General features: G+C 62.9%; 15 protein-coding genes. All 15 read left to right on the top strand.

The annotated features are described in order from the left end of the window. Nucleotides 1-128 precede the first annotated feature (128 nt). On the top strand, nt 129-2,054 hold the full coding sequence (locus NKH78_RS28860) for an LTA synthase family protein (RefSeq protein WP_352739681.1): 1,926 nt from the start codon (nt 129-131) through the stop codon (nt 2,052-2,054). Nucleotides 2,055-2,598: 544 nt separating this feature from the next. Then, nucleotides 2,599-3,090 carry a 30S ribosomal protein S6 gene (gene rpsF, locus NKH78_RS28855; protein ID WP_254820244.1) on the top strand — a complete coding sequence of 164 codons (492 nt, stop codon included), beginning with the start codon at nt 2,599-2,601 and terminating at the stop codon, nt 3,088-3,090. Beyond that, nucleotides 3,090-3,338 (top strand): 30S ribosomal protein S18, encoded by a 249-nt coding sequence (gene rpsR, locus NKH78_RS28850; RefSeq protein ID WP_006203718.1) that lies wholly within the window; start codon nt 3,090-3,092, stop codon nt 3,336-3,338. Before rpsF ends, rpsR begins: the two co-directional genes overlap by 1 nt. Nucleotides 3,339-3,552: 214 nt before the next feature. After that, complete coding sequence (gene rplI, locus NKH78_RS28845; protein ID WP_254820243.1) at nt 3,553-4,137, top strand: 50S ribosomal protein L9; 585 nt, start codon at nt 3,553-3,555, stop codon at nt 4,135-4,137. A 153-nt stretch (nt 4,138-4,290) separates the two neighbouring features. Beyond that, on the top strand, nt 4,291-5,580 hold the full coding sequence (locus tag NKH78_RS28840) for a cyclopropane fatty acid synthase (RefSeq protein ID WP_352739683.1): 1,290 nt from the start codon (nt 4,291-4,293) through the stop codon (nt 5,578-5,580). 81 nt (nt 5,581-5,661) lie between these two features. Beyond that, a complete protein-coding gene (locus NKH78_RS28835) occupies nt 5,662-5,985 on the top strand; it encodes a YnfA family protein (protein WP_352739685.1) in 324 nt (107 codons plus the stop codon). A gap of 3 nt (nt 5,986-5,988) precedes the next feature. Beyond that, nucleotides 5,989-6,957: a small ribosomal subunit Rsm22 family protein gene (locus tag NKH78_RS28830; RefSeq protein WP_352739687.1), complete on the top strand. Its 969-nt coding sequence runs from the start codon at nt 5,989-5,991 to the stop codon at nt 6,955-6,957. A 207-nt stretch (nt 6,958-7,164) separates the two neighbouring features. Then, nucleotides 7,165-8,655: a replicative DNA helicase gene (locus NKH78_RS28825; protein ID WP_352739689.1), complete on the top strand. Its 1,491-nt coding sequence runs from the start codon at nt 7,165-7,167 to the stop codon at nt 8,653-8,655. A gap of 1 nt (nt 8,656) precedes the next feature. Further along, complete coding sequence (locus NKH78_RS28820) at nt 8,657-9,169, top strand: hypothetical protein (protein ID WP_352739691.1); 513 nt, start codon at nt 8,657-8,659, stop codon at nt 9,167-9,169. Between the two features lie 268 nt (nt 9,170-9,437). Next, the gene (radA, locus tag NKH78_RS28815) at nt 9,438-10,856 is read left to right on the top strand and encodes a DNA repair protein RadA (RefSeq protein WP_352705357.1); all 1,419 of its coding nucleotides are present in this window, start codon (nt 9,438-9,440) and stop codon (nt 10,854-10,856) included. A 46-nt stretch (nt 10,857-10,902) separates the two neighbouring features. Continuing rightward, nucleotides 10,903-11,574 carry a CvpA family protein gene (locus NKH78_RS28810; RefSeq protein WP_254820238.1) on the top strand — a complete coding sequence of 224 codons (672 nt, stop codon included), beginning with the start codon at nt 10,903-10,905 and terminating at the stop codon, nt 11,572-11,574. Nucleotides 11,575-11,706: 132 nt separating this feature from the next. Further along, on the top strand, nt 11,707-13,176 hold the full coding sequence (gene purF / locus NKH78_RS28805; protein WP_352479226.1) for an amidophosphoribosyltransferase: 1,470 nt from the start codon (nt 11,707-11,709) through the stop codon (nt 13,174-13,176). A gap of 74 nt (nt 13,177-13,250) precedes the next feature. Next, nucleotides 13,251-13,991: an SDR family NAD(P)-dependent oxidoreductase gene (locus NKH78_RS28800; RefSeq protein WP_352507942.1), complete on the top strand. Its 741-nt coding sequence runs from the start codon at nt 13,251-13,253 to the stop codon at nt 13,989-13,991. An 80-nt stretch (nt 13,992-14,071) separates the two neighbouring features. After that, nucleotides 14,072-14,701 (top strand): hypothetical protein, encoded by a 630-nt coding sequence (locus NKH78_RS28795; protein ID WP_352507943.1) that lies wholly within the window; start codon nt 14,072-14,074, stop codon nt 14,699-14,701. A 136-nt stretch (nt 14,702-14,837) separates the two neighbouring features. Further along, a complete protein-coding gene (locus tag NKH78_RS28790; RefSeq protein ID WP_254820234.1) occupies nt 14,838-15,059 on the top strand; it encodes a hypothetical protein in 222 nt (73 codons plus the stop codon). Nucleotides 15,060-15,169: the final 110 nt, after the last annotated feature.

The following is a 15,169-nucleotide window of genomic DNA, read 5'->3' as shown; positions in this document are numbered from 1 at the left end:
ACTCATGATGAAAACCGCTCACGATTTGTTTGCTGGCTCTTCTTATTTCCGCCGCAGGCGCTAGGCTTTGCGTGACAGTTCGATGACAATCGAGTGACGCCTTTGTTGCGGGCCGGGGAACTATTGAAGTGGCAAAGACCAAGCAGAGCGCAGCCGAGGCGGCGCCACAGTTTCTTGAAGGCGATCCGTCGACTGGCTATCTGCCGGCGCGCAGATGGCCTGTCATCCGCTATGGCCTTATCAGCTTTCTGGCTGCGGCCATCCTGGTGTTTGCCATCGAACTGATCGTGCGCGGCAACTTTGCCGGCACCATTGATTTCTTTCTGCAGCCTTTCAAACCCGGCTGGACCACGATTGTCATTTTTGCGCTGATCCTCATCGGCCTCGACGCCGTGCTCGGCCGCAGCCATCAGAGCCTGATGATCGTCGCGCCGCTGACATTGTCGCTGGCGTTCGTCGGCCACCAGAAGTCGCTCTATCTCGGCGATCCGCTCTATCCGACCGATTTCCTCTATTCCCGGCAGATCGTGGCACTGATGCCGCTCCTGGTCCGCGATCGCCCGGGAACCGCCATTGCCCTGGCGATCGGCATCGTCGGCGGGCTGTCGCTGCTCGTCTATGGCTGGCGGTTATGGCGCCGCCGCGTTCCGGCGCTCAGCCACAAGGGCCGCCTTGCCCGGCTGACGCTGACGGTGCCGCTGATCGCTTTCTTCGTCTCCATCATGGACTATGCCACTTTCTCGTGGACGCGCGACCGGCTACAGATCATCCCGATTATGTGGGACCAGAAGGAAAACTATGCCTCGAACGGTTTTGCGCTCGCCTTCGCGCTGAACGTCCCGATGGCGCATGTCTCGGCGCCGCCCGGCTATTCCGACAAGGCGATCGAAGCGATCGGCAAACCGCAGGTGATCGCCTCGGTACCCGCCGAGAAGCCCGACATCATCGTCGTGATGAGCGAATCCTTCTGGGATCCGACCAAGCTGCCCGGCGTCACCATCACACCCGACCCTATCCCCAATGTGCGGGCACTGCGCACGGGCTACATGTTCTCGCCCGAGTTCGGCGGCATGACGGCCAACATCGAGTTCGAGGCCCTGACCGGCTTTTCCAACGCCTTCCTGCCGGCGGGCAGCATTCCCTACCAGCAATATGTGCGGACACCGACTCCCTCGCTGGCGACCTTCCTGAAAAGTCAGGGCTACCGGGCACGCGCCATCCATCCCGGCACCAACTGGTTCTGGAACCGGGGGGCCGTCTATGCCGATTTCGGCTTCAACGACTTCAAGTCCGAGGAGACGTTGCCGCCCATGCAGAAGCGCGGACCGCTCGCGTCGGACGCTGCGATGACCGACGAGATCATCCGCGAAGCCGATACCAGCGCCGAGCCGGTCTTCTTTTTCGCCGTCAGCCTGCAGAACCACGGGCCGTATGAGCCGTATCGCTATAACAATCCGACCCACAAGGTGCAGGCGCCGATCAGCCAATGGGCACGTGAATCGCTGTTGAGCTACGCCGAAGGCTCTTCCGATGCGGACCGCGGCCTCGAGCGGCTGATCGAATGGGCGAAGAAACGCGAGCGGCCGACCGTCATCGCATTCTTCGGCGATCACCTGCCGCCGCTTGGGCCGGTCTACGTCGAGACCGGTTTCCTGAAGGACAATGTCGCGCCGCGCAAGGAGGCGGCCGACCAGATGCTGCAGCACCACCAGACGCCATTGATCGTCTGGTCGAACCGCAGCGGCCCGGCCGAGGATCTGGGCGCCGTCAGCCCGGCCTTCCTGCCCTATCATATCCTGAAAACGGCCGGCATCAGCCATCCCTATTACACCGGCTTCCTCGGCCAGCTGCGAGAGCGCTACCGCGTCATCGACCGCAATTTGCTGTTGGCACCGGGGGGCGAGGCCACCCCCGATTGGTCGCGTCAGAAAGAGATCGACCCGGCAATCCGCGACTTCCGTCTGCTGCAATACGACATGATGTTCGGCAAGCGCCATGCGGCGCCCGATTTCTTCCCCGAAACCACAGGCAAAGTGGCTGCGCACACGAGCTGAGGCAGCTGAAGTTGCAGCGTGATGCGCGAACTCCGATCGTGTCGTCGAGAGATGGGAATTGTTGTAGCTGATTGCCGACTGCGTAGAGCTGTTCGATTTGTTGGCGTTACCTCGATCGTCTCCCGCGATTATACGAACAGGGCATCCGGTTTGTTTTGTCAGGCGAAATGCGGGAAAACATTCTTGGGTCCGGGCAGGGAATCCGTAAGACCTTGCGAATGAGGCCAGCAGCCGAATAAAATCGGACAACTTGCGTGCAACTCATCTGCTTACGACACGTCGGCCGTTTGCCCTTGCCTTGCAGCCAAATTCCTGTATAGACGCCCGCAATCTGCCGGTCCTTGCTGGGGGCTGAACGGAGGGCCGGAGGTTTTTCGAAACCTTCGCGTGAAGCCAGAAGCGCTTCCGCCTCCCGTGTCTCCGCTCTCGACCGTCTCGTCATGCTCCTTTCTTCCCCGCCTTCGCAAGGATTGCGGGTCAGAGAAGTTGCAGAGGCTTTTGCCGCCGGGAACCGGGAGAGAAAACGAAGAAAGGCACGAACACTATGGCTCTATACGAACATGTGTTTCTTGCTCGGCAGGACCTCTCGCAGCAGCAGGTCGATGCGCTTGTCGAACAGTACAAGGGCGTCATCACCGCGAATGGCGGGTCCGTCGGCCGGGTCGAGAACTGGGGACTGAAGTCCCTCACCTACCGGGTCAACAAGAACCGGAAGGCATATTATACACTCATGGACATCACCTGCCCCCCGGCCGCGCTCAACGAAATGGAGCGCCAGATGGGTCTGTCCGAGGACGTACTGCGTTTCCTGACCATCAAGGTCGATGCGCATGAGGAAGGTCCGTCGGCAATGATGCAGAAGCGCGAAGAGCGCTCGGAACGCGGCGGCTTCGGCGACCGCGACCGTGGCCCGCGCTCATTCGGCGACCGCGATCGCGGTGACCGTGGTGATCGTCCGCCGCGCAGCTTCGGCGATGGCGGTGCCGATCGTGGCCCGCGCCGTCCGCGCGAAGGCTTTGAAGGAGCCGCAGAATAATGGTCGACATCAATCAGATCCCAACCCGGCGCCCCTTCCACCGCCGCCGCAAGACTTGCCCGTTCTCTGGCGCCAACGCGCCGAAGATCGACTACAAGGACGTGCGGCTTCTGCAGCGCTACATCTCCGAGCGCGGCAAGATCGTGCCATCGCGCATCACCGCCGTCAGCCAGAAGAAGCAGCGCGAACTCGCCAAGGCGATCAAGCGTGCCCGCTTCCTCGGCCTGCTGCCCTACGTGGTCCGCTAAATCTACGCGGGCGGTTCGCCGCCCGCTTTTTGTCACCGGCCACGACGGGCGTAGCCGGATCGAACACCAAATCCCGGGTTGGATTTCGACAAGAGATCCTAACTGCCGCGACAGGCAGGACAGCGACACAGGCGGCGACGCCCCAGCTTCCTGACCTGTTCCAGAGAACTCGGCGCCGATCCTGAGGATAGCGCCCAAGCGAAGGAACAAAACCATGGAAGTCATTCTTCTCGAACGCGTTTCCCGCCTCGGCCAGATGGGCGACACTGTCAAGGTCAAGGACGGATTCGCCCGCAATTTCCTGTTGCCGCAGGGCAAGGCGCTGCGCGCCAACGAAGCTAACAAGAAGAAGTTCGAGGGACAGCGGGCGCAACTGGAAGCCCGCAACCTGGAGCGCAAGTCCGAGGCCGCGCAGATTGCAGAAAAGCTCGACGGCAAGAGCTTCATCGCCGTGCGCTCGGCCGGCGAGACCGGTCAGCTTTATGGTTCGGTCTCGACACGCGACATCGCCGAGCTGGTGACGGCGGAAGGTTTTTCGGTCAACCGCAACCAGATCCTGCTCAATCAGCCGATCAAGACCATTGGCGTCACCAATGTGGCGATCGCGCTGCATCCGGAGGTCGAGGTTACCATCACGCTCAACATTGCCCGCACGGCCGACGAAGCCGAGCGCCAGGCCAAGGGCGAAACGCTGACCACCGCCGAAGCCATCTACGGCGAGGACATCAACGATAATGCGCGGCCGGAAAACTTCTTCGATCCGAATGCGGAGTTCGAGGGCGGCGAAGACAACGGCTGATCCTCATTCGTCGGCATTCGCCGGCTAATCGCTATTCTGGACCAATGCCCGGGCCTCGTACCCGGGCATTTTTATGCCAAATGGAACTTTTCGAACCCCTATATCTTGATGCAGAATAAGACAGCCTGTCTGACCGAGAGGGGACATTTGGTCATGAATATTCTGCTGAAACGCATTCTCGACCGCCTGGTCCGCACAGGCAATCTCAAGGTGACAGGGCCGCAAGGCTCGATGGTGACTTTCGGTGACGGCAGCGGCGAGCCGGTGCACATGCATATCAAGACAAGGCATGCCGAGCGCGCCATCACTTTCGATCCGATGCTGGCGGTGCCGGAAGCCTACATGGACGGTGAACTCGACATTCTCGAGGGCGGCGTGCTGGGGTTGATGCGCATTGCGTTCCAGAACATGGGCAGCGGCGGTATCGATGCCACCTGGTCGAAAGCGATCGAAGGTCTGCGCCACGCCTTCCGGCGCCTGCAGCAGATCAACACGGCGTCGCGGGCGCGCCGCAACGTGCAGCGCCATTACGATCTGTCGGGCGACCTCTACCGCCTCTTCCTCGATGAGGACATGCAATATTCCTGCGCTTATTTCGAGCAGCCGGATATGACCCTCGACGAGGCACAAGCGGCCAAGAAGCGCCATATTGCCGCCAAGCTCAGGCTGAGGGCCGGCCAGACGGTGCTCGATATCGGCTCCGGCTGGGGTGGGCTTGGGCTTTATCTCGCCAAGGCGTTCGACGTCGACGTACAGGGCGTGACGCTGTCGACCGAGCAGCACGGCGTCGCCACCGACCGCGCCCATGCGCAAGGCCTGCAAAACCGGGTTCATTTCGACATCAAGGACTATCGCGAACTCAATGAACGTTTCGATCGCATCGTCTCGGTCGGCATGTTCGAGCATGTCGGCGTCAATCATTTCCGCACCTTCTTCGACAAGTCGGCGACGCTGCTGAAGCCGGACGGCGTCATGCTGCTGCATACGATCGGCCGCTCCGGCGTGCCGTGGGCGACCAGCGCCTTCATCCGCAAATACATCTTCCCGGGCGGCTATATTCCGTCGCTCTCCGAAGTGATGCCGGCCATCGAAAAATCGGGGCTCGTCGTCACCGACATCGAGGTTCTGCGGCTGCATTATGCCGAGACGCTGAAGCATTGGGGCGAACGCTTCGCCGCCAACCGCGACAAGGCCAAGGCGATTTATGACGAGCGCTTCTGCCGTATGTGGGAGTTCTATCTTGCCGCCTCGGAAGCTGCCTTCCGCTGGCAGGATCTGGTGATTTTCCAGATCCAGATTGCCAAGAAGAACGACACGCTGCCGATGACGCGCGACTACATGGCCAACTGTGAGAAGGCGCTGGAGATGCGCGATCTTGGACGTCGTGAAAAGGCTCCGGCGGCCAAGCCCGCTCGCCGCCGCAAAGTGGCGGATCCGGAGTAGGCGGCCGGCGATCGTCCCATTGCCGCTTGCCATTGCCGGCTGGCACGCTGAAAAGGCACCCGTCAACGCGGGACCTTTTTTATGACCTACCTCCTCTACGTCGCTGCCGCACTTGCCGAGATCGCCGGCTGCTTTTCGTTCTGGGCATGGTGGCGGCTGGAAAAATCGCCGCTGTGGTTGGCGCCCGGTCTCGTCTCGCTGGTGCTATTCGCGTGGCTGCTGGCGCTGGTCGACACCAGCGCGGCGGGCCGGGCCTACGCCGCCTATGGCGGCATCTACATTGCCGCCTCGCTGGCCTGGCTGTGGCTGGCGGAAGGCGTGCACCCCGACCGCTGGGACCTTGCCGGTGCCGCGATCTGCATCGTTAGCGCCTCGGTCATTCTGCTCTCACCTCGGACTGCCTAAGCGATGGAACTGCCCGTCCCGCTTAGACAAGGCGTCGACCGCCTTCTCGAACAGGTGCCGTTGCCGATGCTTAAGCAAGCGGCAAAGACCCTGTCAGACCGCTACCGCGCAGAGTTGCGCGACGGTCGCCTGCACATGGCCGAAGACATTGCGGTGAAGGCCTATCTGGCAACGCGGCTGCCGGCGACCTATGCTGCCGTCCGCGCCAGCCTCGAGGCGGTAAGCGAGGCGCGGCCCGATTATGCTCCGAGAACCCTGCTCGATGTCGGCGCCGGCCCTGGCACGGTGCTTTGGGCCACAACGAATCTCTGGCCGGATCTCCAACAGGCGGTGCTGCTCGAGGCCGGCGCCGCCGTGCGAAGGGTCGGCGAAGCGCTTGCCGCGGATGCGATCACGGCCAGGACCGCCTGGCGGACCGGCGACGTCACCGTCGACCTGGTCGATCTGGAGCCGGCCGAGCTGGTGACTTCAGCCTATGTGCTGGATGAGATCGCGCCGGCATCGCTGGCAAAACTCGTCGACCGGCTCTGGCAGCTGACCGCCGACACGCTGCTGGTCGTCGAGCCGGGCACGCCGGCCGGCTGGCAGCGTATTCTTGCCGTGCGGCGGCAGCTGATCGAGACGGAGGCGCACGTGCTTGCGCCCTGCCCGCATGAGGCGCCCTGCCCGCTCGTCGCTCCCGACTGGTGCCATTTCGCCCGCCGCGTCGCCCGCTCGCGCCTGCACCGTCTGGCCAAGGATGCCGAGGTGCCGTGGGAGGACGAGAAATTCATCTTTGTCGCGGCTTCCCGCCATCCGACCGCTCCGCCTCAAGCGCGAGTGATCGCACCGCCGAATTCGGGCTCCGGCAAGGTCTTGCTGAAGCTTTGCCAACAGGATGGGAGTGCTGCCGAGCGACTGTTCACCAAGCGCGATGGAGGGGCGTTCAAGGCCGCGCGGCGACTGGACTGGGGTGATGCCTTGCCGGAATGACCGGCAGCTATTTTCCTGTTTTGTTCTCGCCCAAGAACGGCTAGGCTCGCCATCTTGATTCGAGTCAATTGAGATTCTTTCCACCGAAAGAACCTGGCTGTGAATCGCGGGCATCAAAGTTGGTTGGTTGGGGACTGATGCAGATAAGTCATCACCGACTTGTCTCGTTCTGATATCGAGAGACCGGGGATCAGGACCGGGGACATCATGGCAGAGGCAGCACGAAAATTCGGCGTGGCGGAAACACCGCTCTATCGCGAGGCGCCGAATAACATCGAGGCCGAGCAGGCGCTGCTCGGCGCCATACTGGTCAACAATGATGCCTTCTACCGCGTCTCAGACTTCCTGAAGCCCGGCCATTTCTACGAGCCGCTGCATAGAAAGATCTTCGAGGTCGCGGCCGAGCTCATCCGCATGGGCAAGGTCGCGACGCCAATCACGCTGAAGACCTTCCTCCCGGCCGATGAGAAGGTCGGCGACATGACGGTGGCGCAATATGTCGTGCGGTTGGCGGTCGAGGCCGTCACGGTCGTCAACGCCACCGACTATGGCCGCGCCATTTACGATCTGGCCACGCGGCGCGCGCTGATCACGGTCGGCGAGGACATGGTCAACATCGCCTATGACGCGCCGGTCGACATGTCGCCCTCCGACCAAATCGAGGATGCCGAGCGGCGCCTGTTCGAGTTGGCCGAGACCGGCCGCTATGATGGCGGCTTCGAGAGCTTCACCGACGCCGTCAAGACCGCCGTCGACATGGCCAATGCCGCCTATATGCGCGACGGGCATCTGTCGGGCGTCGCCACCGGCTTGCGCGACCTCGACCGCCGCATGGGCGGCCTCCAGTCGTCCGACCTGATCATCATTGCGGGGCGCCCCGGCATGGGCAAGACCTCGCTCGCCACCAATATCGCTTTTAACATCGCAGAGGCCTATGTCCCCGCACAGCAGGCCGACGGCTCGTTCAAGGCGGCCAACGGCGGCGTCGTCGGCTTCTTTTCGCTCGAAATGTCGTCCGAACAGCTGGCCACCCGCATCATTTCCGAACAGACCGAAATCCCGTCGTCGAAAATCCGGCGCGGCGAGATCAGCGAGATGGATTTCGAAAAGCTCGTCGCGTGCTCGCAGACGATGCAGAAAATCCCGCTGTTCATCGATCAGACCGGCGGCATTTCCATTGCTCAGCTGTCTGCCCGTGCGCGCCGCCTGAAGCGCCAGCGCGGCCTCGACGTCATCGTCATCGACTATATCCAGCTGATGCAGGGATCGAGCGCGAAATCATCGCAAAACCGCGTCCAGGAGATCACCGAGATCACCACCGGGCTCAAGGCGCTGGCCAAGGAGCTGGCGGTGCCGATCATTGCGCTGTCGCAGCTGTCGCGCCAGGTCGAGAGCCGCGACGACAAGCGCCCGCAGCTTTCCGATCTGCGCGAATCCGGTTCGATCGAGCAGGACGCCGACGTGGTGCTGTTCGTCTACCGCGAGGAATACTACCTGAAGAACCGCGAGCCGAAGCCGGGCACCGACGAATACATCAAATGGGAACACGAGATGAACGAAATGCGCGGCAAGGCCGAAGTCATCGTCGCCAAGCAGCGCCACGGCCCAACGGGGTCGGTCAGCCTCGCCTTCCAGGGCGAGTTCACCCGCTTCTCCGACCTTGCCGAGGAGCATCATTTGCCGGATCGGTTTGAGTAGCATGGGTAACCACTTCAGATGCGCCGCCGTTCTTGCTTTTGCGCTCATTGGCGCGGTTGCCGCCCTCGCAACCGCCTCTGCTTGTTCCATGCCTCCAGATTGGACGCCGCAGCGAGCGTTTGCGGAGGCCTCCCTGGTATTCCGAGGCATGGTTACTGAAACTGAGCTTAGCCCAATCAAACTTGGAACTGTTCCGCCTGATGAGGGTGATGGCCGAATACTGGTTAACGTACGATACGAGATTGCCGAGGTGTTCAAGGGCAAACCGGAACCGAATGGCGTGGTCTCCACGACCACTCTGATCATGGGTGGATGCGGTGTGCCTGTTCTGGCCGGGCAGAATTTCCTGTTTTACGTGGATGCGATCACTGAGGAAGCGCGGAAAGCGGAGCCGGAGTTTGCCACCCAGACACAGGGCATGATTTCCATCTACAACTCGCAGATGCTGCCACCCAATCCGGAATTGCTCGAGGAGGCGCTTGCCGAAGTTCGCGCTCTCGCCAAGAAGCACTGAATTTGAACCAGCTCGCTAAACCACGCCCCGAAAATGCGGTCGGCGCTCTACGGCGCCCCCCTCTGTCCTGCCGGACATCCCCACATGGGGGGAGATTGGCCGTCGCTCGCGACGCCACTCTTTTTTGCGACGCGGAAAATTGGCGAAATCCTACGTTCAGTCCGATCTCCCCCCTCGTGGGGGAGATGTCCGGCAGGACAGAGGGGGGCGCTGTCCCGCCTCCCTATCCTGCGCTGGCACCTGCCACACCCGAACCGGGCCACGCCTGATGGCCAAATCGCGCGTCCAGTTCATCTGCCAGAATTGTGGTTCGGTGCATCAGCGCTGGGCCGGCAAATGCGATGCGTGCGGCGAGTGGAACACGCTGGTCGAGGAAGGTACGTCCGGCGGCATCGGCTCGGGTCCGGCCAATAGCCGTAACGCGCGCAAGGGTCGCGCCGTAGTGCTCACCACCTTGTCCGGCGACATCGAGGACGCGCCGCGCATCGTCTCCGGCATCGGCGAGCTCGACCGCGCCACGGGCGGCGGCTTCGTGCGAGGCTCGGCGCTGCTGGTCGGCGGCGATCCCGGCATCGGCAAGTCGACGCTGCTCACCCAGGCCGCGGCCGCGCTGGCGGCAAAGGGCCACCGCATCGTCTACGTCTCGGGTGAAGAGGCGGTCGCCCAGATCAGGCTGCGCGCCCAGCGGCTCGGCGTCGCCGACACCCCGGTCGAGCTCGCCGCCGAAACCAATGTCGAGGACATCCTCGCCACCATCGCCGATGGCAAGCGGCCGGATCTGGTCATTCTCGATTCGATCCAGACGCTGTGGACCGACATGGCTGATTCGGCGCCCGGCACGGTGACCCAGGTGCGTGCCGCGGCCCAGGCGATGATCCGCTACGCAAAATCCACAGGGGCGGCGATCGTTCTGGTCGGCCATGTCACCAAGGAGGGCCAGATCGCCGGCCCACGCGTCGTCGAGCACATGGTCGACGCGGTGCTCTATTTCGAGGGCGAAGGCGGCCACCACTTCCGTATCCTGCGCACGGTCAAGAATCGATTCGGGCCAACCGACGAGATCGGCGTCTTCGAAATGTCGGACAAGGGCTTGCGGGAAGTCGCCAACCCGTCCGAGCTTTTCCTCGGTGAACGCCACGCGAAGTCGCCGGGCGCCGCGGTTTTCGCGGGCATGGAAGGCACACGGCCGGTGCTGGTCGAGATCCAGGCGCTGGTAGCACCGTCGTCGCTCGGCACGCCGCGCCGCGCCGTCGTCGGCTGGGACGGTGCCCGGCTGTCGATGATCCTGGCGGTTCTGGAAGCTCATTGCGGCGTCCGCTTCGGCACCCACGACGTCTATCTCAACGTTGCCGGCGGCTACCGCATTTCGGAGCCGGCGGCCGACCTGGCGGTGGCTGCGGCACTGGTTTCCTCGCTCACCGGTCTTGCCCTTCCCGCCGATTGCGTCTATTTCGGCGAAATCAGCCTTTCGGGTGCGGTGAGGCCGGTTGCACATGCGCAGCAGCGCCTCAAGGAAGCCGAAAAGCTGGGTTTCGGAAGCGCGGTTCTGCCCTTGGGCAGCGAGGAACTTGTCGGTGGTAATGGGGTCGGGGGGATCGGAGCCGGCGCTTTCCAGCCCACCGAGCTTGCCGATCTCGTGGCGCGCATAGCCGGCTCACGGCGCAGCCGCGTCGACGAGCGAGAGTGATGCGGCTCGTCGAGCCGCGAAAAAGAGATCGGAGTGGGGCGAAAACATGCCGATTACGCTGCTTGACGGAATTCTCGTCGGCTTCACCCTGGTCTCGGCGATGCTCGCCATGGTTCGCGGCTTTTCGCGCGAGATCCTGTCGATCATCTCCTGGGCAGCCGCCGCGGCGGCCGCCTTCTTCTTCTACAAGCCGGTGCTGCCTTACATTCAGCCCTATATCGACAACGAAAAGGCCGCCATGGCCGCGGCCGCCGGTATCGTCTTCATTGTCGCGCTGATCGTCGTTTCGGTCATCACCATGAAGCTCGCCGACTGGATCATCGATTCCAGGATCGGCGCGCTCGATCGTACACTTGGCTTCCTCTATGGCGCGGCGCGCGGCATCCTGGTCGTCGCTGTTGCGCTGCTTTTCTTCAATTGGCTGGCCGGCGCCAAGGCCCCAGGCTGGATTGCCAACGCCAAGTCAAAGCCGCTGCTCGAATCGATCGGCGCCAAGCTCGAAAGCCTGCTGCCCGAGGATCCGGAAAACGCTATCCTCAACAAGCTCAATCCGAATCAGCCAGCCACCGAGACGCCTCTGGCCCCAGACGCCCCTGCAGCGGAAGCACCTGCCGCCGGCGACGACGCCACCGCTCCGGCACCCGATGACAGCGACGCGCCACCGGCCGACAATGCGCCCGCGACGCCGGCACCTGCAAACCCGGCGCCGGCAAACTGATTTCGACAGACTTGCCAATCTGCAGACTTGGCGAGGCATCAAGACTGACGATCATGTGAACGCCGCACGACGTGCGTTGCTTTCGATGCGCTATGACCTTATATGGCGACTTTAGCGGAGCTTGAGCCCCCAATGGCAGACGCAGACGACGTGCTTTCCGCCGAAGCCGACGACCATTTCCACGACGAATGCGGCGTGTTCGGCATTTTCGGCCGGCAGGACGCCGCAGCCATCGTAACCCTCGGCCTGCATGCGTTGCAGCATCGAGGCCAGGAAGCGGCCGGCATCGTTTCCTACGACGGCACCCAATTCCATGTCGAACGCCATGTCGGCCTGATCGGCGACACCTTCACCAAGCAGCGTGTCATCGACAGCCTGCAAGGCAACCGTGCCATCGGCCACACGCGCTATGCCACCACCGGCGGCTCCGGCCTGCGCAACATCCAGCCTTTCTTCGCCGAACTTGCCGATGGCGGCTTTGCCGTCGCCCACAACGGCAATCTCACCAACGCCATGACCGTGCAGCGCGCGCTGCAGAAGCAAGGCGCCATCTTCTCTTCCACCTCCGATACCGAGACGCTCTTGCATCTGGTTGCCACCAGCAAGGAGCGCGACCTGAATTCGCGCTTTATCGATGCGGTGCGCCAGGTCGAAGGCGCCTTCTCGCTGGTGGCGATGACGTCCAAGAAGATGATCGGCTGCCGCGACCCGCTCGGCATCCGCCCGCTGGTACTCGGCGATCTTGACGGTGCCTGGATCCTCGCCTCGGAAACCTGTGCGCTCGATATCATCGGGGCGCGTTTCGTGCGTGACCTGAAGCCCGGCGAAATGGTCGTCGTCACCAGCAAGGGGATCGAAAGCCTGTTCCCGTTCGAGCCGCAGAAGACCCGCTTCTGCATTTTCGAATATGTCTATTTCGCGCGGCCGGATTCGTCTGTCGAAGGCCGCAATGTCTACGAAGTGCGCAAGCGCATCGGCGCCGAGCTGGCGCTGGAAAGCCCGGTCGAGGCGGACATCGTCGTGCCGGTGCCGGATTCGGGCACGCCGGCGGCGATCGGCTTTTCACAGGCCGCGGGCATTCCGTTCGAGCTCGGCATCATCCGCAACCACTATGTCGGCCGTACCTTCATTCAGCCCGGCGATTCGATCCGCCACATGGGCGTCAAGCTCAAGCACAACGCCAATCGCCGCATGATCGAAGGCAAGCGGGTGGTTCTGGTGGACGATTCGATCGTGCGCGGCACCACCAGCCAGAAGATCGTGCAGATGGTGCGCGATGCCGGCGCGAAGGAAGTGCATATGCGCATTGCCTCGCCGCCGACGCGCGCCTCATGCTTTTACGGCGTCGACACGCCGGAGAAATCGAAGCTGCTGGCATCGCGCATGTCGGTGGAGGAGATGGCCGAGTTCATCCGCGTCGATTCGCTCGGCTTCCTGTCGATAGACGGGCTCTATCGCGCCGTCGGCGAAGCCGGCCGCGACAACGAGCAGCCGCAATTCTGCGACGCCTGCTTCACCGGTCAGTATCCGACCCGGCTTGCCGATTTCGAAGGCTCCGACAATGTGCGCACGCTGTCGCTGTTGGCGGCAGGTGGGTCGTAGGCCTTGCCGGTCCGTTTGTCTCCGTCCCCTTGGCCCCTTACGGCGGTTTCACCTTGCCTGTCGGAATCCATCGTATGAGCCTTGACCTCTCCGGCCGCGTTGCGGTCGTCACCGGCGCGTCGCGCGGTATCGGCTATTTCATCGCCAGGGAGCTTGCCGCGGCCGGTGCGCATGTGATTGCAGTTGCTCGCACCGTCGGCGGCTTGGAAGAACTCGACGACCAGATCAAGGCAGATGGCGGGCAGGCGACGCTGGTCCCGCTCGATCTTGCCGACATGGCGGGGATCGACCGGCTGGGCGGCGCCATCCACGAGCGCTGGGGCAAGCTCGATATACTGGTCGCCAACGCCGCTGTGCTCGGCGTCATCGCCCCGATCGGCCATGTCGAGGCCAAGACCTTCGAGAAGGTGATGACCATCAACGTCACCGCAACATGGCGGCTGATCCGCTCGGTCGACCCGCTGCTCAGGCTTTCAGATGCCGGCCGTGCTATCGTGCTGAGCTCCAGCCTTGCCCACTCCGCACGCGCCTTCTGGGCGCCTTATGCGGCGTCGAAGGCGGCGGTCGAGGCCATGACGCGTTCATGGGCGCATGAGACCGAAAACCTGCCGCTCAGGGTCAATGCCGCCGATCCCGGGGCAACGCGCACCGCGATGCGGGCGCAGGCCGTACCCGGCGAGGATCCTGAAACACTGCCGCACCCTTCGGAGATCGCCAAGCGTATCGTGCCGCTGGCCAGCCCTATGCTCAAGGAGACCGGGCTGATCTTCCAGGCCAAGCACAATCGCTTTGTCGCCTACCGGCAGCCGGAGTAGCCACACATCGCATTTTGCCGGAAGAATTGCGCCGGCACCAACGTTGTTCGGGTGCCACAATTCGAGGAACGGAGGACCATATGCGGAGACTGCTTCTCTTGACTGCCACCGCGCTGCTTGCAGTTATCGGCGCCACGTCGTCGCAGGAGGCAACGATGAGCTTTTTCGTCACCAGCGTCGGCTCCGGCAAAGGCGCCGATCTCGGCGGTGTGGCCGGCGCCGACGCCCATTGTAGTTCACTGGCCGAAGCCGCGGGCGTTACCGGCAAGACATGGCGCGCTTATCTCTCGACCAGCGATACCGATGCACGCGACCGTATCGGCAAAGGCCCGTGGTTCAACGCCAAGGGCGTCAAGATCGCCGATGATGTCGCTTCCCTGCATAGCGATGCCAACGCCATCACCAAACAGACGGCACTCGACGAAAAGGGCCAAATGGTCAACGGCCGCGGCGACACGCCCAACCGGCACGACGTTTTGACCGGCTCCAAGCCGGATGGCGCGAAAATAGCCGACCAGACCTGCGGCGACTGGACGCTGAGCGGAGCAGAAGGTGTGGCGATGATGGGTCATCACGATCGTACCGGCCTCGATGATTCGGCAGCCGCCAAATCGTGGAATTCCTCGCATGCGTCACGCGGTGGCTGCAGCCAGGAGGCGCTGAAGGGCACCGGCGGCGACGGCCTGTTCTATTGTTTTGCGGTGAACTGAACCACAGCCGGAAAACGACCGACATCACGCGGCTGTGATGCCGTGGCTTAACGCCGCGCTTTGGCCCAGCTTTCGCCGCTGGGCCGGAGTTGCTAGGATCGTGCGACTCCCAAACAAGCAGAGCGAGGAAATACTCATGGCGGCACCGAGCGTAGCGTTAGTCTGGTATCTGGTGATCGCCGGCCCGCAAGGCGGCATGGTCGTGCTGCCCAGCACATTCGACACCCGCGAACAGTGCGCCTTCGCCATAACCGAATACCAGAAGCAACCGACGCCGGCCGGCTGGTCGGTGCAGTGCGTGCCGAGCGCCTCGCCCTTCGCCGACGAGGGCGACGCCGAGGAGCCGTCGGCGCAGTAGGACAGCGTGATCTCCCCCCTGTTTGGACCGGGGACATCGCGAACAGGTGTGCGAGGACATCGCGAACAGTTTGGCGCGCTTTGCGCTGGGGGGTTCGGGATGCCATTCGA

This window comes from Mesorhizobium sp. M0910, from assembly GCF_040319465.1.
Taxonomy (GTDB): Bacteria; Pseudomonadota; Alphaproteobacteria; order Rhizobiales; family Rhizobiaceae; genus Mesorhizobium.
This window is presented reverse-complemented; position numbering and strand designations above follow the sequence as displayed.